The sequence below is a fragment of the Haloarchaeobius amylolyticus genome, from assembly GCF_026616195.1.
Classification (GTDB): Archaea; Halobacteriota; Halobacteria; order Halobacteriales; family Natrialbaceae; genus Haloarchaeobius; species Haloarchaeobius amylolyticus.
The window spans coordinates 84,668-99,089 of the sequence record NZ_JANHDH010000004.1 but is presented as its reverse complement, the minus strand read 5'-3'; the positions used below and the strand labels follow the sequence as shown (position 1 = coordinate 99,089).

General features: G+C 58.8%; 16 protein-coding genes. 9 read left to right on the top strand and 7 right to left on the bottom strand.

What is annotated here, in order from left to right:
* Positions 1-98: 98 nt before the first annotated feature.
* The 3 genes from NOV86_RS21820 to NOV86_RS21810 all read right to left on the bottom strand — a co-directional run bounded on the left by NOV86_RS21820 (position 99) and on the right by NOV86_RS21810 (position 3,168).
* Entirely contained in the window at positions 99-728 is a 630-nt protein-coding gene (locus NOV86_RS21820; RefSeq protein ID WP_267643952.1) for a TetR/AcrR family transcriptional regulator, read from the bottom strand.
* A gap of 64 nt (positions 729-792) precedes the next feature.
* Entirely contained in the window at positions 793-2,256 is a 1,464-nt protein-coding gene (locus NOV86_RS21815; RefSeq protein ID WP_267643951.1) for a fluoroquinolone export ABC transporter permease subunit, read from the bottom strand.
* Positions 2,257-3,168 (bottom strand): ABC transporter ATP-binding protein, encoded by a 912-nt coding sequence (locus NOV86_RS21810; protein ID WP_267643950.1) that lies wholly within the window; start codon positions 3,166-3,168, stop codon positions 2,257-2,259.
* 244 nt (positions 3,169-3,412) lie between these two features.
* On the opposite strand from NOV86_RS21810, the gene NOV86_RS21805 reads away from it, so the two are divergent.
* The gene (locus NOV86_RS21805) at positions 3,413-4,249 is read left to right on the top strand and encodes a hypothetical protein (RefSeq protein WP_267643949.1); all 837 of its coding nucleotides are present in this window, start codon (positions 3,413-3,415) and stop codon (positions 4,247-4,249) included.
* A gap of 18 nt (positions 4,250-4,267) precedes the next feature.
* Here NOV86_RS21805 and NOV86_RS23315 read toward each other — a convergent pair whose 3' ends face one another.
* A complete protein-coding gene (locus tag NOV86_RS23315; protein WP_368408811.1) occupies positions 4,268-4,567 on the bottom strand; it encodes a hypothetical protein in 300 nt (99 codons plus the stop codon).
* Positions 4,489-4,965, bottom strand: coding sequence for an MBL fold metallo-hydrolase (locus tag NOV86_RS21800; RefSeq protein ID WP_267643948.1), 477 nt, complete (start codon positions 4,963-4,965; stop codon positions 4,489-4,491). Before NOV86_RS21800 ends, NOV86_RS23315 begins: the two co-directional genes overlap by 79 nt.
* A 473-nt stretch (positions 4,966-5,438) precedes the next feature.
* Between NOV86_RS21800 and NOV86_RS21795 the strand changes: the two genes are divergently transcribed.
* From NOV86_RS21795 to NOV86_RS21780, 4 genes are all read left to right on the top strand, one after another.
* Positions 5,439-6,407: an ABC transporter ATP-binding protein gene (locus NOV86_RS21795; RefSeq protein ID WP_267643947.1), complete on the top strand. Its 969-nt coding sequence runs from the start codon at positions 5,439-5,441 to the stop codon at positions 6,405-6,407.
* Positions 6,408-6,409: 2 nt separating this feature from the next.
* On the top strand, positions 6,410-7,273 hold the full coding sequence (locus NOV86_RS21790) for an ABC transporter permease (RefSeq protein ID WP_267644089.1): 864 nt from the start codon (positions 6,410-6,412) through the stop codon (positions 7,271-7,273).
* 257 nt (positions 7,274-7,530) lie between these two features.
* Positions 7,531-8,247, top strand: a complete 717-nt coding sequence (locus tag NOV86_RS23310; RefSeq protein ID WP_267643946.1) for a CPBP family intramembrane glutamic endopeptidase — start codon at positions 7,531-7,533, stop codon at positions 8,245-8,247.
* A 176-nt stretch (positions 8,248-8,423) separates the two neighbouring features.
* Complete coding sequence (locus NOV86_RS21780) at positions 8,424-9,032, top strand: TetR/AcrR family transcriptional regulator (protein ID WP_267643945.1); 609 nt, start codon at positions 8,424-8,426, stop codon at positions 9,030-9,032.
* A gap of 41 nt (positions 9,033-9,073) precedes the next feature.
* Here NOV86_RS21780 and NOV86_RS21775 read toward each other — a convergent pair whose 3' ends face one another.
* Positions 9,074-10,273 (bottom strand): serine hydrolase domain-containing protein, encoded by a 1,200-nt coding sequence (locus tag NOV86_RS21775; protein WP_267643944.1) that lies wholly within the window; start codon positions 10,271-10,273, stop codon positions 9,074-9,076.
* A 445-nt stretch (positions 10,274-10,718) separates the two neighbouring features.
* Here NOV86_RS21775 and NOV86_RS21770 point away from each other — a divergent pair, with 445 nt between their 5' ends.
* The 4 genes from NOV86_RS21770 (at position 10,719) to NOV86_RS21755 (ending at position 13,427) form a co-directional block, all read left to right on the top strand.
* A complete protein-coding gene (locus NOV86_RS21770) occupies positions 10,719-11,150 on the top strand; it encodes an ArsR family transcriptional regulator (protein WP_267643943.1) in 432 nt (143 codons plus the stop codon).
* Entirely contained in the window at positions 11,147-11,863 is a 717-nt protein-coding gene (locus NOV86_RS21765; RefSeq protein WP_267643942.1) for a hypothetical protein, read from the top strand. The genes NOV86_RS21770 and NOV86_RS21765 overlap by 4 nt, the downstream gene beginning before the upstream one ends.
* Before the next feature lie 277 nt (positions 11,864-12,140).
* Complete coding sequence (locus NOV86_RS21760; RefSeq protein ID WP_267643941.1) at positions 12,141-12,605, top strand: hypothetical protein; 465 nt, start codon at positions 12,141-12,143, stop codon at positions 12,603-12,605.
* 174 nt (positions 12,606-12,779) lie between these two features.
* On the top strand, positions 12,780-13,427 hold the full coding sequence (locus tag NOV86_RS21755) for a helix-turn-helix domain-containing protein (protein ID WP_267643940.1): 648 nt from the start codon (positions 12,780-12,782) through the stop codon (positions 13,425-13,427).
* 85 nt (positions 13,428-13,512) lie between these two features.
* Here NOV86_RS21755 and NOV86_RS21750 read toward each other — a convergent pair whose 3' ends face one another.
* Positions 13,513-14,409 (bottom strand): winged helix-turn-helix domain-containing protein, encoded by an 897-nt coding sequence (locus tag NOV86_RS21750; RefSeq protein WP_267643939.1) that lies wholly within the window; start codon positions 14,407-14,409, stop codon positions 13,513-13,515.
* Between the last annotated feature and the right edge of the window lie 13 nt (positions 14,410-14,422).

Genomic DNA, 14,422 nt, shown 5'->3' with positions numbered 1-14,422 from the left:
GGTGAGATAAACCCCCGACCACCTGTAACTAGAATGTGGAGACGGACAACACACAGATATCGGCACTGTATTCAAAAATAGAGCCACCCCACGAGTGGTTATCGACTGCCCTCAGTGCCTGTAGATCCGTCTTCGACTGCCAGCCCCCTCGCGAAAGTCTCTATCACAAAATCCCGAACTTCAGGATAGTGGTCTTCACCGATATCGGCTTCGTGGAGCGAGAGATACGGGATTGCCGCGATGGACCGAGCCACGAGTGTCGGGTCGGTTCCGTGGAGACGACCCGCTTCGATGAAGGGGTCGATGAAGCTACGAATCACAGCGATGTCCTCCTGGCGGTCTGCTTTCCGCTCTGCCTCGGTTCGTGATTCACGGAGCCGGTCAAGTTCATCCTCGATGAGCACTGCCCTGAGTAGATTGTTCGACTCGATCTCCTGGAAGATGAATTCGAGGAAATCCTTGACGACGGCCTCAGGATCCTCACCCTGCCCGATGCCTTCGGCAGCCATCCGCTCCGCGACGGCCTCTCCCTCGGCCTCCAGGAGTTCGAGATAGAGCTCTTCTTTCGAATCGTAGAACCGGTAGAATGTACTCCGACCGATGGAGAGGTCCTCGGTCAGGTCGCTAACCGTGGTCTTTTCGAGCCCGAATTTCGTGAACTGCCGTCGACCGACAGACCGAAGGTTCGCTCGAATGCGGTCGCGTTCCTCGTCCGAAAACCCTCTCATGTGTACACCGTTTCGAAATCCACGGCTTATACGTTCTCACATACAGTCCAGAAACGATGCAAAGTCAGTCTGCTCGACTGAGGAATACTCGAAGGAGCATTCCGACGAGGGCGACCTGATAGACGACTCCGACGAGGAGGTATCCGAGCGCGTTCGCACCATCGTTCATCACGACGACCAACGCTTTCGACGCCCAGAACGGTGGGAAGAGGCCAGCGACGTACTGTGCTGGCTCCGCGACGAGTGCGATTGCAGCGACGGGTGCGATGATGAGAAACCCAAGTAGTTTGCTCACTCCGACACCTTCGACCGTATTGGAAGCAAGGCTCGACATCAGAAGTCCTGCAATCGCAGTCTGTAACGCCATGACGAGCGAGATTCCGAGGAACCAGACGACTGGTACTCTACCGAGGTCGACGAGGGGAATCATTACCAGCGTCGAGAGGAACGAGAGCCCGAGGAAGACGATGCCCCGGTACGCGAGGTACCCACGGCCCGTGAGGGGAGTGGTGCGGAGTGCCCGCAATGTGCCCTGCTCGCGGTCTTCCAGCATGAAGAAGCCTGCAGCGAACCCAAGCGTGCCTGCGGGTGTGAATGCGAGTGCTGCGAGGATCTCGGGAGCATACGCGGCCAGCTCGACGAAGTCGACAGCTGCGTCGAGGGGGCCAAAGCCAAAGCGTGCGAGTGCGCCGATGATAAACGGCGACAGGCCGATATACAGGAGGAGCGGGTCCCGAATCCAGTTTCGCAGGTCAGTGATCGCAAGACTGGTAATCGGTCCGAACTCTCTCCCGGAGAGGATGGAGGACCGCTCGGCACGACTCCGCGACGATTGCTTGGTGCCCCGGACGATGTGAACGACGAACGCCCTGTGTGCGAGTGCGTAGGCTACTCCAGTGCCGACTGACAGGTAGCCAATGGCATACGCGAGTTCCCAGGCAGGTGTTGGAGCAAAGGCTGCACCGATGAGGACGAGCGACGCCTGTGTTGGGAACGCATAGAAGACCGGGGATTCCACGATGGCGAAGTGGTCAAGCAGGGGAAGCGAGAGCGGCACCAGGTAGACAATAGCGGTGAGGAAGTACGCATTGAGCGAGTCGAAACGAGCGACTGCGACGAATCCAATCAGGACGAACATCCCGGCCGTGAGCCCGAGTCCAAGGAGAAACCAGACCAGATTGAATCCGGGACCATGGACGAGGACGGTTATCGTTGTGGCACCGAGGATGGCGATCAACGATAATGAGAGCGTTTTGGAGATGAGGTAGTCGCGAGCGGACAGCGGTGCGGTTACGAGGGCATGGACAACACCTTCGTTCTTCTCGAAGAGAACTAGCGCACCCACGAAGTAGAACCCGAGAAAACCGGGATCTGCGAACAACACCATGACGAGGGTCTCGGTCCGCACGTTCGCAGGGAGGAGACTGAGTCCGGCTGCAAAGAGAACCGTGACGACTGCGTAGACGGCATAGAACCCGTACCGATACTGGAGTCGGCTATCCCATCGTAACATCGAGGTAACGGACATCTACACCAGCTCCCGTCCGGTGACCTCGATGAAGACGTCTTCGAGCGTTGCTTCACTGGAGTGAATGCGCTCGACAGGCTTCTCGTCCAGGAGCGCTTCGAACGCGTCATTCTGTCCGATTCCATCGAGCTCGAACTGGGCAGATTCGATCAGACCATCGTCGCGGTACTCCACGCGTACGAGTGGTGCGCCGTGTTCCTTTTTGAGTGCAGCAGGAGAATCGAGGACGGGAATTTCGCCGTCGACGATGAACGCGACACGGTCGCAGAGTTCGTCCGCCACGGTCATGTCGTGCGTAGTGAGGAACACTGTCGTACCCCGCGCCTGGAGGTCTCGGACGATGTCCTTGATCTTCCGAGCGTTCGTCGGGTCGAGCCCGGACGTCGGTTCGTCGAGGAACAGGAGATCGGGATTGTGGATGATGCCGCGGATGAAGTTGAGGCGCATCCGCATGCCCTTCGAGTACGCGTCTACACGCTGGTCCGCAGCATCATCGAGGCCGACCATGGCGAGCAACTCGTCGGGGTCCTTGGTCTCCCTGTCGTAGAGCGAGGAGAACAACTCGAGGTTCTCACGACCGGTGAGTTTGAGATACTGGTTAGGGGCTTCCGACGAGACACCGATTCGCTGGTAGTAGTCGCCACCCCAGCCACTGACCTCGCGACCGAGTACCGATGCAGTCCCTTGGTAGTCTTCGAGGAGTGCGATCAGAACCTTTTGCGCGGTACTCTTTCCCGCTCCACTGGGGCCGAGAAAGCCGAAAACCTCGCCGGTACCAATCTGAAAATCCAGCCCGCGAAGCGTCGGTTCGTCGTTCCCGGGATAGGTGAATCGGAGGTTTTCCACAGTGACGGCGGGCGCTGCCCCGCCATCTGCCGGGTCACTTGCTGAGCGAGTGGTCGCATCGAGCATTGTAGACCAACCAATGAAGACCGAATAGAAAACAATATCGTTTTTCGTGTTTTCAACTGGGTATGGGCATAGCCACTCCAGAAACAGGCCCGCCGACTTCCGCAGGACATCCAACCACCGCAAGCGTCCACCATCGTTTGCATCCAGGGTCAAACCGTGAGTACACTGCTCCCTGTCGCCACGGTAGCCCATGGGTTGACCGATGATTCGTGCTCGACCACCGCGGAGGATCCTGAATCGTCACGTGTTCCTCGACTCTGTGTTCCTTCGGGTGCTCCGAGGACTCACGTGGCACCGCAAGTACTTTCGCGATGGCGTCGATGCGAGTAGCTTCGGCGAGCATCTCGGTGCAATCGAGGCGGATTGGCCAGTGTTCGATACGGCTGGCACAACAGAACTGACCCTCGAAACGTTATCTGGACCCCAACAAGCAGCGGTCTCGATTCGGAACTGGAGAGGGCTCGATGCACCGACCCTCATCTGGCACCACGGCGGTGGTGAGTATCCCTATACCAGTACCTTCGACGATGTATATCCCGAGCCAACGAACGTCCCAGCGAATCTAATACTCGTTCGTGCCCCTGGACACGACCGACTCGGCGGCGTCCAGAGTGTCGGTCGAACGCTCCAGGGATACCTCGCGATGATCGCCGTCTCTGTCACGCTCACCGAACGGCTGTGTCAGGCGATCGCTGGCCGAACTGTCGTTGCCGGCTACAGTCTCGGCGGGTTCGTGACTGGCCGTCATCACACAGTGTACGATACTGCCGATGCGTACGTTCCGATGATGGCAGGGACCGCACACGCAGAGATCTTCCTCACGACTGTCCCCGCGGCCTCAGCCGCAGTTGAGAGACCTGATCACCTCCGCGAGCGTCTCAATTTCACCGACGATTGGCGCAATCGGAGTCACGCTCATGTCCATCCTGTGCTCGGACTCTACGACTGCCTCAATCGTTACGAGGTCCAGTCGCGTTCCTATCTAACGGTCGACCCCACCGTGTGGCTCGTTGGTCACCTCACCGGCCTCGGTGCGACGGAATCAATCCGCGGTGCCCTTGATGATGTATTACTCGTCTGAAAACTCCACCGACCCATATCAAAAACGAATGCACCGATCGAAATGCCCCGTAAGACGACAGAGAACAGAACCCCATTTGTTGCCCTGTTCGAATGCCCTGATGTTGACAGGTGTATCGTCCTGAATAGGGTGCGCGCGCTTCACGGTATACTTCAGCAGGTCATTTCCGGTTGTAGCTGCTGAATCCGGGCTGTGTGTGGTTCGCACGGCGAGCGCGGTGGTACCGATTACCTCTTCGCTCACCAGGATCCGCGGGGCGTCGGCAACGTGGGCGAGCCCGCTGACGTGGTCCGGGTTGAGGTGCGTGAGGACGACGATGGCCAGATCGGCCGGCTCGATGCCATGGGCCGTGAGTTGTTCGTCAACAGCCTCTCCAGGCGGGAGGTGGGCTTCGTGGAGCGACGAGAGGATGAGCCCGAGATGGCCACGGCCGTCGGTCCGGAGGTCTCGGTGCCGCCGGTATCGACGAGCACCGTCCCTTCCGGGTGTGTCAACAGGTAGGCAGAGACGGGCACCCAGCGCCGGGCGTCTGCCGGCCGGAACCAGCCAGTCTCCGGCATCGGGTGTCGGGTCGCCTCCTCGTAGGCCAACGCCCGGTCGATTGAGACGCTCCCGGTCCGGAGCACCTCGACGGTCACCGTCACATCGGGGTCTCTGGGTTCGCTTACGTTCGTCTTCGCTTGCAGTTCAGTTGCCGTGGTGGACGGTTCGTCCATACCCCTGAGAGACGGAGTGACGGCTTGAACGGTCGAGTCCAGCGCACTGTAGCCGCTACAGCCCAGTGTAGTGGCCACCAGTCTGGACCCGGTACAATCCCCCGAGAATTATAGGATACGCGTATGAGAGTGCCCACGCCGAGTTAGTCGGTGGAATCGAATATGGCATCGAATTCGGTCTCCTGTTTGCCATCGTGTTCAGTCTGGTGGAATACGCCACCGGGATGGTCATCGATCGCCTCTCGACGGGGAGCAACGCCTCAGGATAGCTACTTCGTCTGGGTCTCACACTCCAGACAAGCGAATCCGTGATGGGTTTCTTGGCAGATTCGCGCTCTGTGTCCAGCAGGTCTTCAACAACACATCAGCAGCCGAGGATTTCGGCAGAAGCACATATTTATATTTTTTGCATGGTGGCAGCCCCCGCGACTGTGGTTCTCTATTCACCTTTGCTCCAGTGCTACTGGAAGTCGATGACTGCAATCCAGATAAATTCCCTTCGGAAAGAGTACGGCGACACCGTTGCCGTCGACGACCTCTCGCTGGAGGTTTCGGAGGGAGAGATCTTTGGCTTCCTTGGGCCCAATGGCGCCGGGAAGTCCACGACAATCGATGTGCTCCTGAACTATGCAAAACCGACGGCTGGTTCCGTGCGAGTCCTCGGCTACGACGCCACCGCTGAATCACGTGCGGTCAGGCAACACGTCGGTGTACTCCCGGACGGATATGACATCTATGACCGACTCACGGCCCGCGAACACATCGAACTGGCAATCCGGTTCAAGGGCGCCGAAGACGACCCCATGACGGTCCTCAAGCGGGTCGGCATAGCTGACGCGGCAGACCGAGATGCTGGTGGCTTCTCGAAAGGGATGACGCAGCGACTTGTCCTCGGCATGGCACTCGTGGGCTCGCCGTCTGTTCTGGTTTTCGACGAGCCATCGAGTGGTCTCGACCCAACGGGCATCACGGCACTCCGTGAGATTGCCCGCGAAGAAGCCGACCGTGGCGCGACTGTGTTCTTCTCGAGCCACGACCTCTCACAGGTGGAGGCTGTCTGTGACCGCGTCGCAATAATCGATCAGGGGAAATTACTTGCTGTCGACACAGTGGACGGGTTACGCGACCGGATCGGGTCGACAGCTACCCTCTCCGTATCTGTCACACCGGTTCCCGAAGCCGAAACCGTATCGACAGTCGATGGAGTCACGTCCGTGAACATTGAAGACGACCGTGTCATCTGCGGTTGTTCCGATGGCGCGACGAAAATTCGCGTTCTCGATGCCATCAGAGATGCTGGGTCCCAGATTGAAGATTTCGAGACTACGTCGGCCTCGCTTGAGGACCTCTACGCGGCGACCATCGATGGTTCGGGGGCTACCATGCATAGTGACCCGCTGCTGTCGGCCAGTCCATCCACCTCCGGAGGTGAGCACGCGTGAGCATGTTAGGAGTCGCCGGGAAGGATTTCCGCGACGCGACACGGTCGAGAATGATGTGGGTTCTGACGACCGTGTTCACTCTCCTTTCCGTGTTGGGTGTCTCCCTGTTTGCGCTTCTCGACGTCGAGCAAGCGACGACAGCTGATGCTCTCAGCACACTTACGTTACCATCGATTCTCCTCGTGCCCCTCGCCGCGATTGTTGTGGGATACATGTCCATCGTTGGAGAACGCGAATCTGGGAGTCTAAAACTTCTGCTAGGGTTCCCTGTGACCCGTCAAGCGTTCGTCTTGGGGAAGCTCATCGGCAGAGTGGCGGTTGTGAGTCTCGCAGTGGTCATCGCCTTTACCGTCTCCGGGGTCGTGGCGTTCGGCCTCTACGGTGACGTGCCACTGGTAGCATACGTGGCATTCGCGCTGGCAACGGTCGGACTCGGAATCGCGTTCACCGGCCTTGCAGTAGGTATCTCCGCGAGCTTTCGGTCTCGTGGCCGTGCCCTTGCAGCGGCCGTCAGCGCGTACTTCATCCTCGTTATGTTCTGGCACCCACTTCTCGCGGGTGTCCACTACATGATCACCGGGACGATTCCCGGCATCGAGGTGCCCGCATGGTACCTGTTCCTCGAACGCGTCTCACCGACTGATTCCTATCTGATTCTCGTCAGCGCCGCCCTCGACGTGAATGTTGGAAGCGGACTGTTCCGTATCCGCCCGGTTGAAGCAGCATCGATGTCTATCGCCGATCAGCTCGGAACCAGCACGGTCCCGTTCTATCTGAACGACTGGATTGCTGGTGCAATCATCTCGGTGTGGGTATTTGTCCCATCGATCCTGGGGTATCTGCGCTTCCAGCGAAGTGACCTCTGAACTGGGTACCCATCCCCCTGAGATTGCTCCAACATGTTGGTGAAATATATCTATACCGGACAGAGAAATAGTTTCACAGATGGACTCCTCGATACCCTCGTACAGGTACAGAAGATGCTTGCCAAACGTCCCCCGTATCGGGACCACTCGCCTCTTCTCGTGGAAGAATACTGGATGGGACAGCGCACGCTGGTCGACTGGGTCGGCAATCGAGGAGGACTATGATTGGGAAAAGTAACAAAAAATCGACGACATCCGTGCGAAACAACGTCACCGTCCTAGCTACCACCCTCGCGATTGCTTCGCTCGCGGTCACCCTCGCGATGGGTGTGGCCGAGGCTGTGGATACGGCAGTTGCCGCGTTCGACCCGCTGTCTGAGCCGATTCTCGTAGACCACGTCCTCGACAAGATGCTTGTGAATTTCGGTGTCTTCACCGGCGTCTCGCTCGGCTACTTGCAGTACCGCCGGTCCCGTGGTGCAGGGCCACTCGTACGATTTCGACGACCGACGTGGACGGACGCTCGGTTCGCCATCATGGGGTTCTTTGTCGTACTTGGTGTCGGCGCAGTCCTCCATCAGACAGTTGCTGCACTCGATATTTCTACTGGGGAGAACACTCTCACCGCAGCCGCTGAATCCGACCCTCGCCTCTACGTTGTCGCGGCCGTGACCAGCATCCTGTTTGTCGCCCCTGGCGAGGAGATCCTCTTCCGCGGTGTTGTTCAAGGTCGGCTTCGTGAAGTGTTCGGGCCCATCGCGGCAGTCGTCCTCGGTGGCGTCGTCTTCGCTGTCCCACATCTCGTCGCTGCCTATACCGGCCCTGGTGCCGTCGTGTCGATTGGTATCGTATTCGGGATCTCTCTCGCACTCGGAGCGCTCTACGAATACACGGGGACGCTGTTCGTACCGATTGTAGCACACGGTTTCTACAACGTCGCGATTCTCGCAATCGTGGCACTTAGCGCCGGATAACGTGGATCCAATGTCTTCCTGCAGACCCGGCCAGCTCTCAACTTCACGCTAACACGGCCCTCTCACCGAGGGCTGTGAAAGCCACATGGTTGCAGGTGACCGAAACTCTCAGACCCCCTCGTTTCAGTTGGTCCGAAACACAAAAATATAGGAGATATCCATTCGTAGGGTCATAGATGAGAGGCTTCTCCGACGAGGAACGCGAACAGATCAGGGCTGATCTCATGGACGCTGGTGAAACGCTGTTTGCGCGCTTCGGGCTCGCGAAGACGACGGTCACGGAACTCACCGACGAGGTCGGGATAGGCACAAGTACGTTTTATCAGTTCTTTGAATCGAAGGAAGAACTCTATCTCGCAGTACTTCAGCGGGTTGCTGAAGACGTCTACCACGAGATGCGTGCCGCGGGAATCCCCGAAATCGACGACCCATACAGGATGACGATTGAACTTCTGAACTACATTGTCGACGAGATCGAGTCGAACCCGCTCATCCGCCAACTCATCGTTGACGACGAGCTCGGACGGCTCAGGTCGTCCCAATCCCCTGCAGAACGTGAGGCGGAACGGCAAGCCGACATCGGGTACATCGAGACGTTCGTCGAGCCGTTTTTCGAAACCGGGCGAATCTGGGGGCCCGATTCCGAAACCGTCGCCGCCGCTATCGCTGCGATACCGTACGTCGCCCTCCACAGAGACGACATCGGCGAAGAGCGGTATTCAGCGGTCCGCGATTACATAATCGAGGCGTTCGCAAGAGGGGTCACTGCAACTGAAGTGAAGTAGGGCACCCCCCAGCGACCTTTGAACCAGATGCGACTGCCCCTTCAAAGTTCGTCGAGACAGAGACTGACGGCGTCACGGAGTGCCACCTCACGGGGGTCGTCCCAGACTCTGACTCCCATCCGGTTTGGCGCGTATGCGAACCCGAGTTCTCTGGCTGGATCGGCAAATGCGAACGATCCGCCGGCACCGGGCGCACCAAATGCTGCGGGAGTCCCGAAGTCGAATCCCTCGAATGGCTTCCAGAAGCCAAGTGAGTACGCTGTCTCAGTCTTCAATATCACGTCTTGCGGTCCCTCTGCCGGCGGATTACCCGGTTGCGCAAGCGCATCAATCGTCGACGTGTCGAATCCTGGTGGGCCAGCCTCGGTGGCGAGGGCGCCGTAGAGGCGGGCGATGTCGCGGACAGCACCGATACCGTTCCCAGCGGGTATCTGGAGATACCGGTACGGCGGGTCGTTCAGTTCAGCGGGCGACGACACGTCGAACGGACTCATCGACTTCGACACCATCGAGCGGGGGTTCGCCAGTGCAAGGAGCATCTTCCAGGGGAACCCGGTAAGATTACCGACCAGGTCACGTGCTCCGAACCCCTGGATAGCGGCGATTCGGCCCTCGTCGATTTCGTCTGGAATCCCGATGTAGAATTCGAGATCCAGCGGGTCGGCGAGTTCGGCGCTGAAGTACTCCGGAAGTGCCCGGCTCTGGGGGTCACATCGCCGGAGGAGTTCGCTCTCGTACCAGCCCAAGGTCCAGGCGTGGTAGCCGTGCCGAGCGCCCGGCGTCCAGTCAGGGCGCTTGCGCGCGAGAGTTTCCATGAGCCATTCTCTGTCTTCCAGGCGATCCGCAGTGAGGGTCTGATTGACCGCTGCGAGCCCTGCCTGATGGCCGAGTAACTGCCGGACAGTGATGTCCTCCTTCCCGTTGGTGCCAAATGCAGGCCAGAGCTCAGCCACACGGGCATCGTAAGAGATGTGGCCAGCGGCCCGGGCGTGTGCGATTGTCGCTGCGGCAATGCCTTTAGTGGTCGAGAAGACGAGTACGAGCGTGTCCTCAGTCCATGGATCGGTCCGTTCAACGTCTTTATATCCACCCCAGATGTCGACGACGAGTTCTCCCTGATAGCTGACGGCGCAGGCGGCTCCGAGTTCGTCACGGTCCTCGAAATTCTTCTCGAAGGCTTCTTTGACTGGTTCGAACCCTGGTTCGACACGTCCTTCGATCTGGTGTTGTTGGTCACCCATCGTCGGAGGCCCTCTCGAGGATATCCTGCGATGAGCGGGGCCCTGACTGACACGCTCCTGATTGCATATGCACAAAAAGAATTCAAGAACGATTAGTTCTTTGATTCCTAACGGATGAATTCGACGTAGAACGAATACAACCATTCAACCACGTGTGACCCAAGTTTCTCCCGAACTGTTCGCGGTTCACATCGATGGCACAGCCACGCTGGAACGACCCCTTGAAACTTTCCCTCAGTCTCCACGCCAGCCACTGGTACGAGGGTTCATTCTCCGCTCGACGGAAAGAGGACACAGATGAGTGAGTATGTCCAGCTAGCTTTTCGACGACGGAGTTGCGCCGAGCATGGCGGACTGCGTTTACGGAGTATCTGTCACCGTCGACTCCCGGGATTGTTATCTATCTCGGGCAACGAGTCCTCCTGTACGACGGAGACGACGATCGATGGGGAGAGACGGTGACGACGGCACGGCCGATGGTTCTCGCGGACGGGGAGAACGCACTGCGGATGCCGACGAAAGCGTGCCAGAAGAGATGGTATCCGTCGTGGGTGCCCTCGAGGACCAGTGCTCCAGAGAGGTCCTCGTATTGACTGCCGGCAGAGCACAGTCCGCTGATGACATCGTTGCCTTCTCAGATTCGTCTCGATCGACCGTCTACCGGCGAATCAGGGAGCTGGTCGAATTAGACCTCCTCGCGGAGACGCAGGAACTCGACCCGAATGGGCACCACTTCAACATGTACCGTGCACGCCTGGACCGTGTTTCTATCGAACTGGACGAGGATGGGTTCCATATCGAACTCGTTCGAAAAGAGTTCGAGGACGACGCGGTCGCTCGTCTGAACCGCCTGACCGAGCGCCTGAAGAGATCATGACACCCCTGCACCTCACCGAGAACGTTGCCACGATGCAGTCAGACCCTAACATCTCGATTGCCGAGTGGCAAGCAATGGTGATAATCGCTGTTCTCGGTATTTCGTTCCTGCTCGCACTCGTCACCGCGGGTCTGGCTGTCTACCGATACCGTCGGCAGGCTGATTCAGCGCTGCGAGCACTCGTCGTCGGTCTCGTCCTCGTGGCGGTGGCACCGCTCCCATTCCGTTTCTACGTTTCTGGCACGATCTCTCCGGCCATCCGTGAACTTGCGCCGTCGATCTTCCAGTTGGCTGGTCTACTCGCCATCCTCTACGCGATGTACGGCAATCCACGCCCAAGGGCGGGTCGACTAGTTCGCGACATCACTCGATCAGATCTTGCCGTCGTCAGTGCAGCCCTCGCAATTGGCCTCCTCACGTCTCTAGTCGGGAATCTGTTCGGCCCGTCACCGATCGCTCTCGCCGGAGTGAGCATCGTCGTTACGATAGGGATGTTCGTCACCGGCCAGGCACTGAGAGCCGCGGTACGGTATCGGTCGCCCACGATGGCGTCGCTCGCTGTCGGTATCTTCCTGCTTGCCGTCCTGCCGACGCCCTTGAGTGCAATCCTCCTGTCCACTGGCAGCATCTCCGACGCGATTGTCCTCTGGGTCCTGAGTCTCTCGACGCTTGCCGGTGAAGTGGCGATGTTCCTAACCCTCGTTTATCGGTGAGCGCGACGATATCGGGATAGAACCGATGTCGTTCAGGCAAGAGTCTTAGTCATCGCTGAGTGCTAGGACGCAGTCGGCTACAGTCTGCGACCGTCTATCCGGACTTGGGCTCGGGGCGAGATGACTGCTCTTCCCCTTACTGCCGAGGCTCGTGTTGCTTGGGTGGAGGTCCTTCGGAGGTCTCGGAGCAATCAGTTGAACGCACTGGCAGTCCGCTCAGAATCGAATCCAACATGTTGGATAAACCGGGAGGGTACTCCACGTGTTGCTACCTGGTATGTCAGAATCACAGTCGTCAGGTGAGTCACGATTCAGCGGAAACCTCCCGCCGCTCGCGTACGTCATCTTTGCAGCCGCGACCCTACTGGGACTTGCACACCACATTGACCACGTGATCCGGGGGAACCACGTCGGGTGGCCGATCACCTCGTCGGTGAACCCGTTCACGTACAGCCTTCTCATATATCCGCTCGTGATTACGGGATTCGTCGGGTCGCTCACTGGTCTGACTGGCGAACGCTACTGGTCGCTTGTGATGCTAGTTGGTGGTGGGATGCTCGTGTTCTTCCACCTCAGCCCGTGGGCAGTGGAACCGCCGGGAGACGTGATTCTACCCTATGCGAACCCGCTGTTTGGCTACCTCGCGTTCGCAGTCCTCCTCGCACTCATCCTCGTCGTCTTCGTGGGTGCAGCGTACTCGCTTGCCATCTGGTACCGAGGTACGACGACCATTGAATACTGAAACCCCGGTCACGGAGCTGCAAGGCGGACGACAACGGATTCAATCTTTGAGTACTGGCCTCGGAGTATATGCCGGCTTCCCGTCGATTTCGAACCAATAGTTAACCTTGGTGACGATGAAACATCGTAGCAATGCTGACATCGATAGCAGACCCGAGTTCTCTGGAGGCAAGAGATGATTAGGGCACGATTCGGGATGGAGGTCCCGGCCGAGATCTGGATTGCTGACCTCTCGCAGATGCATCCTGAGACTACGTTCAGACTCCTTGCCGGCGCGCCACTGGAAGAGCGAACGCTCGAACTTGGGGAAATAATCGGCCCGAACCCCGATGCTGCAATGGATGATCTTGAAGCGCACGACAGTATCGTCTCCTTCGAAAGCCTATACATCGACGGTGGACGCGGGCTGACGAAATATGAGACCACCGAACAGGGCTTATTCACGTTCCTTGGAGAAACCTCGCTTCCTCCCGAATTCCCGCTGACCGTCCAGAACGGCGTGATGGAGTTCAATATCACTGCAACGAGAGACCAGTTCGATGCGCTCGGGGACAGACTCGAGGAGAGTCCGCTCAAATACGACCTTCTCTCTGTCGTGCACAGCGACTCATCAGGAGACGTCCTCACACCTCGGCAACGGGAGTTTCTCGAGACCGCGCTGCACCACGGGTACTACGAGGTTCCGCGCGAGTCGACGCTCGCTGATGTCGCTGCGACCCTTGAGGTCGACAAGTCGACTGCAAGCGTCACGCTCCGACGGGCGACAAACCGGATTGTCGACTGGTTCTTACTGTCTACCGGCGACGCTGACGTGCGATCGTGAATGACGTCTGGTGTCGCATCTGGATAAGTCACGCGCAACCGAAATTTCTGCACAGCCCGGTCGAACTGCCCTTCGCCACCGAGAATCACTGCCAGTGCCGGCGAGTCTCGACGACTGTCATTGTGTCATCCACGACGATCTCGAGGGTGTCCCCGTCGATGGTAATGCTGACGACGGCCAGGGGAGGCTCGGTTTCCACGACGACCGTCTCGACGGCTTGCTGCCAGTGGGTCGACCAGAGCGGGGCTTTGCGTGGATCAACCTCGTGGTTCATCGAGAACTGGACGAGTGCAGGGTGTTCGATGAGCCACGCCGCGATACCGGCGGTCACCGTTCGATCACACTGCTCACAGCGGAACTCTCCGACTGGGTTCTCGTCGTCGAGGACGAGTCTGCCGTTAACCCGCCCCGCACACACCGGGCAGATGTGGGCACTGACGCGCCTGACGACGGCCCTGATCCAGCGGTTGAACAGTTCCGCAAGGCCGTCAGCGTCGGTGGGTGCGACCGCACCTGGTGGCATCGGCGCGTTGAACATCCGGTGGTCACAGTCGACACACGCCACACGGCCCTTGTCATCCTCGTACTGGGCCTCAACGACACCTTCGCACTCGGGGCATGTAGCGTCCACCCGGACGGGCCCGACGGACTCGCTCCGATGGTAGCCTCCGGATTCGATGGCGCCCATGACGTATCCAGCGGCGACGGTGAGTTCGTAGCCGCCATCCTCGCTCTCAAGTTTCTGCACGAACGGGCCAAGTAGCTTGCGGAGGTGATAGTTGAAATTCCCAGCGTCAGGGTTCCCGACGGCAGTTCGGAGTTCAGAGAAGGAGAGGCTCTCCTCGCCTGCGTCCCAGAGCGCCCGAAGGATGGCAAAGCGCATCTCGTGCCCCACGAGGGCAAACGCCTCCTCGGGGGCCATCTCAGGTGTCGTTTCTGTGGTGTGGTCGTCCCGAGCGGTGCCGTCGTCTTCTACAGCCATACCGTTCGAACGG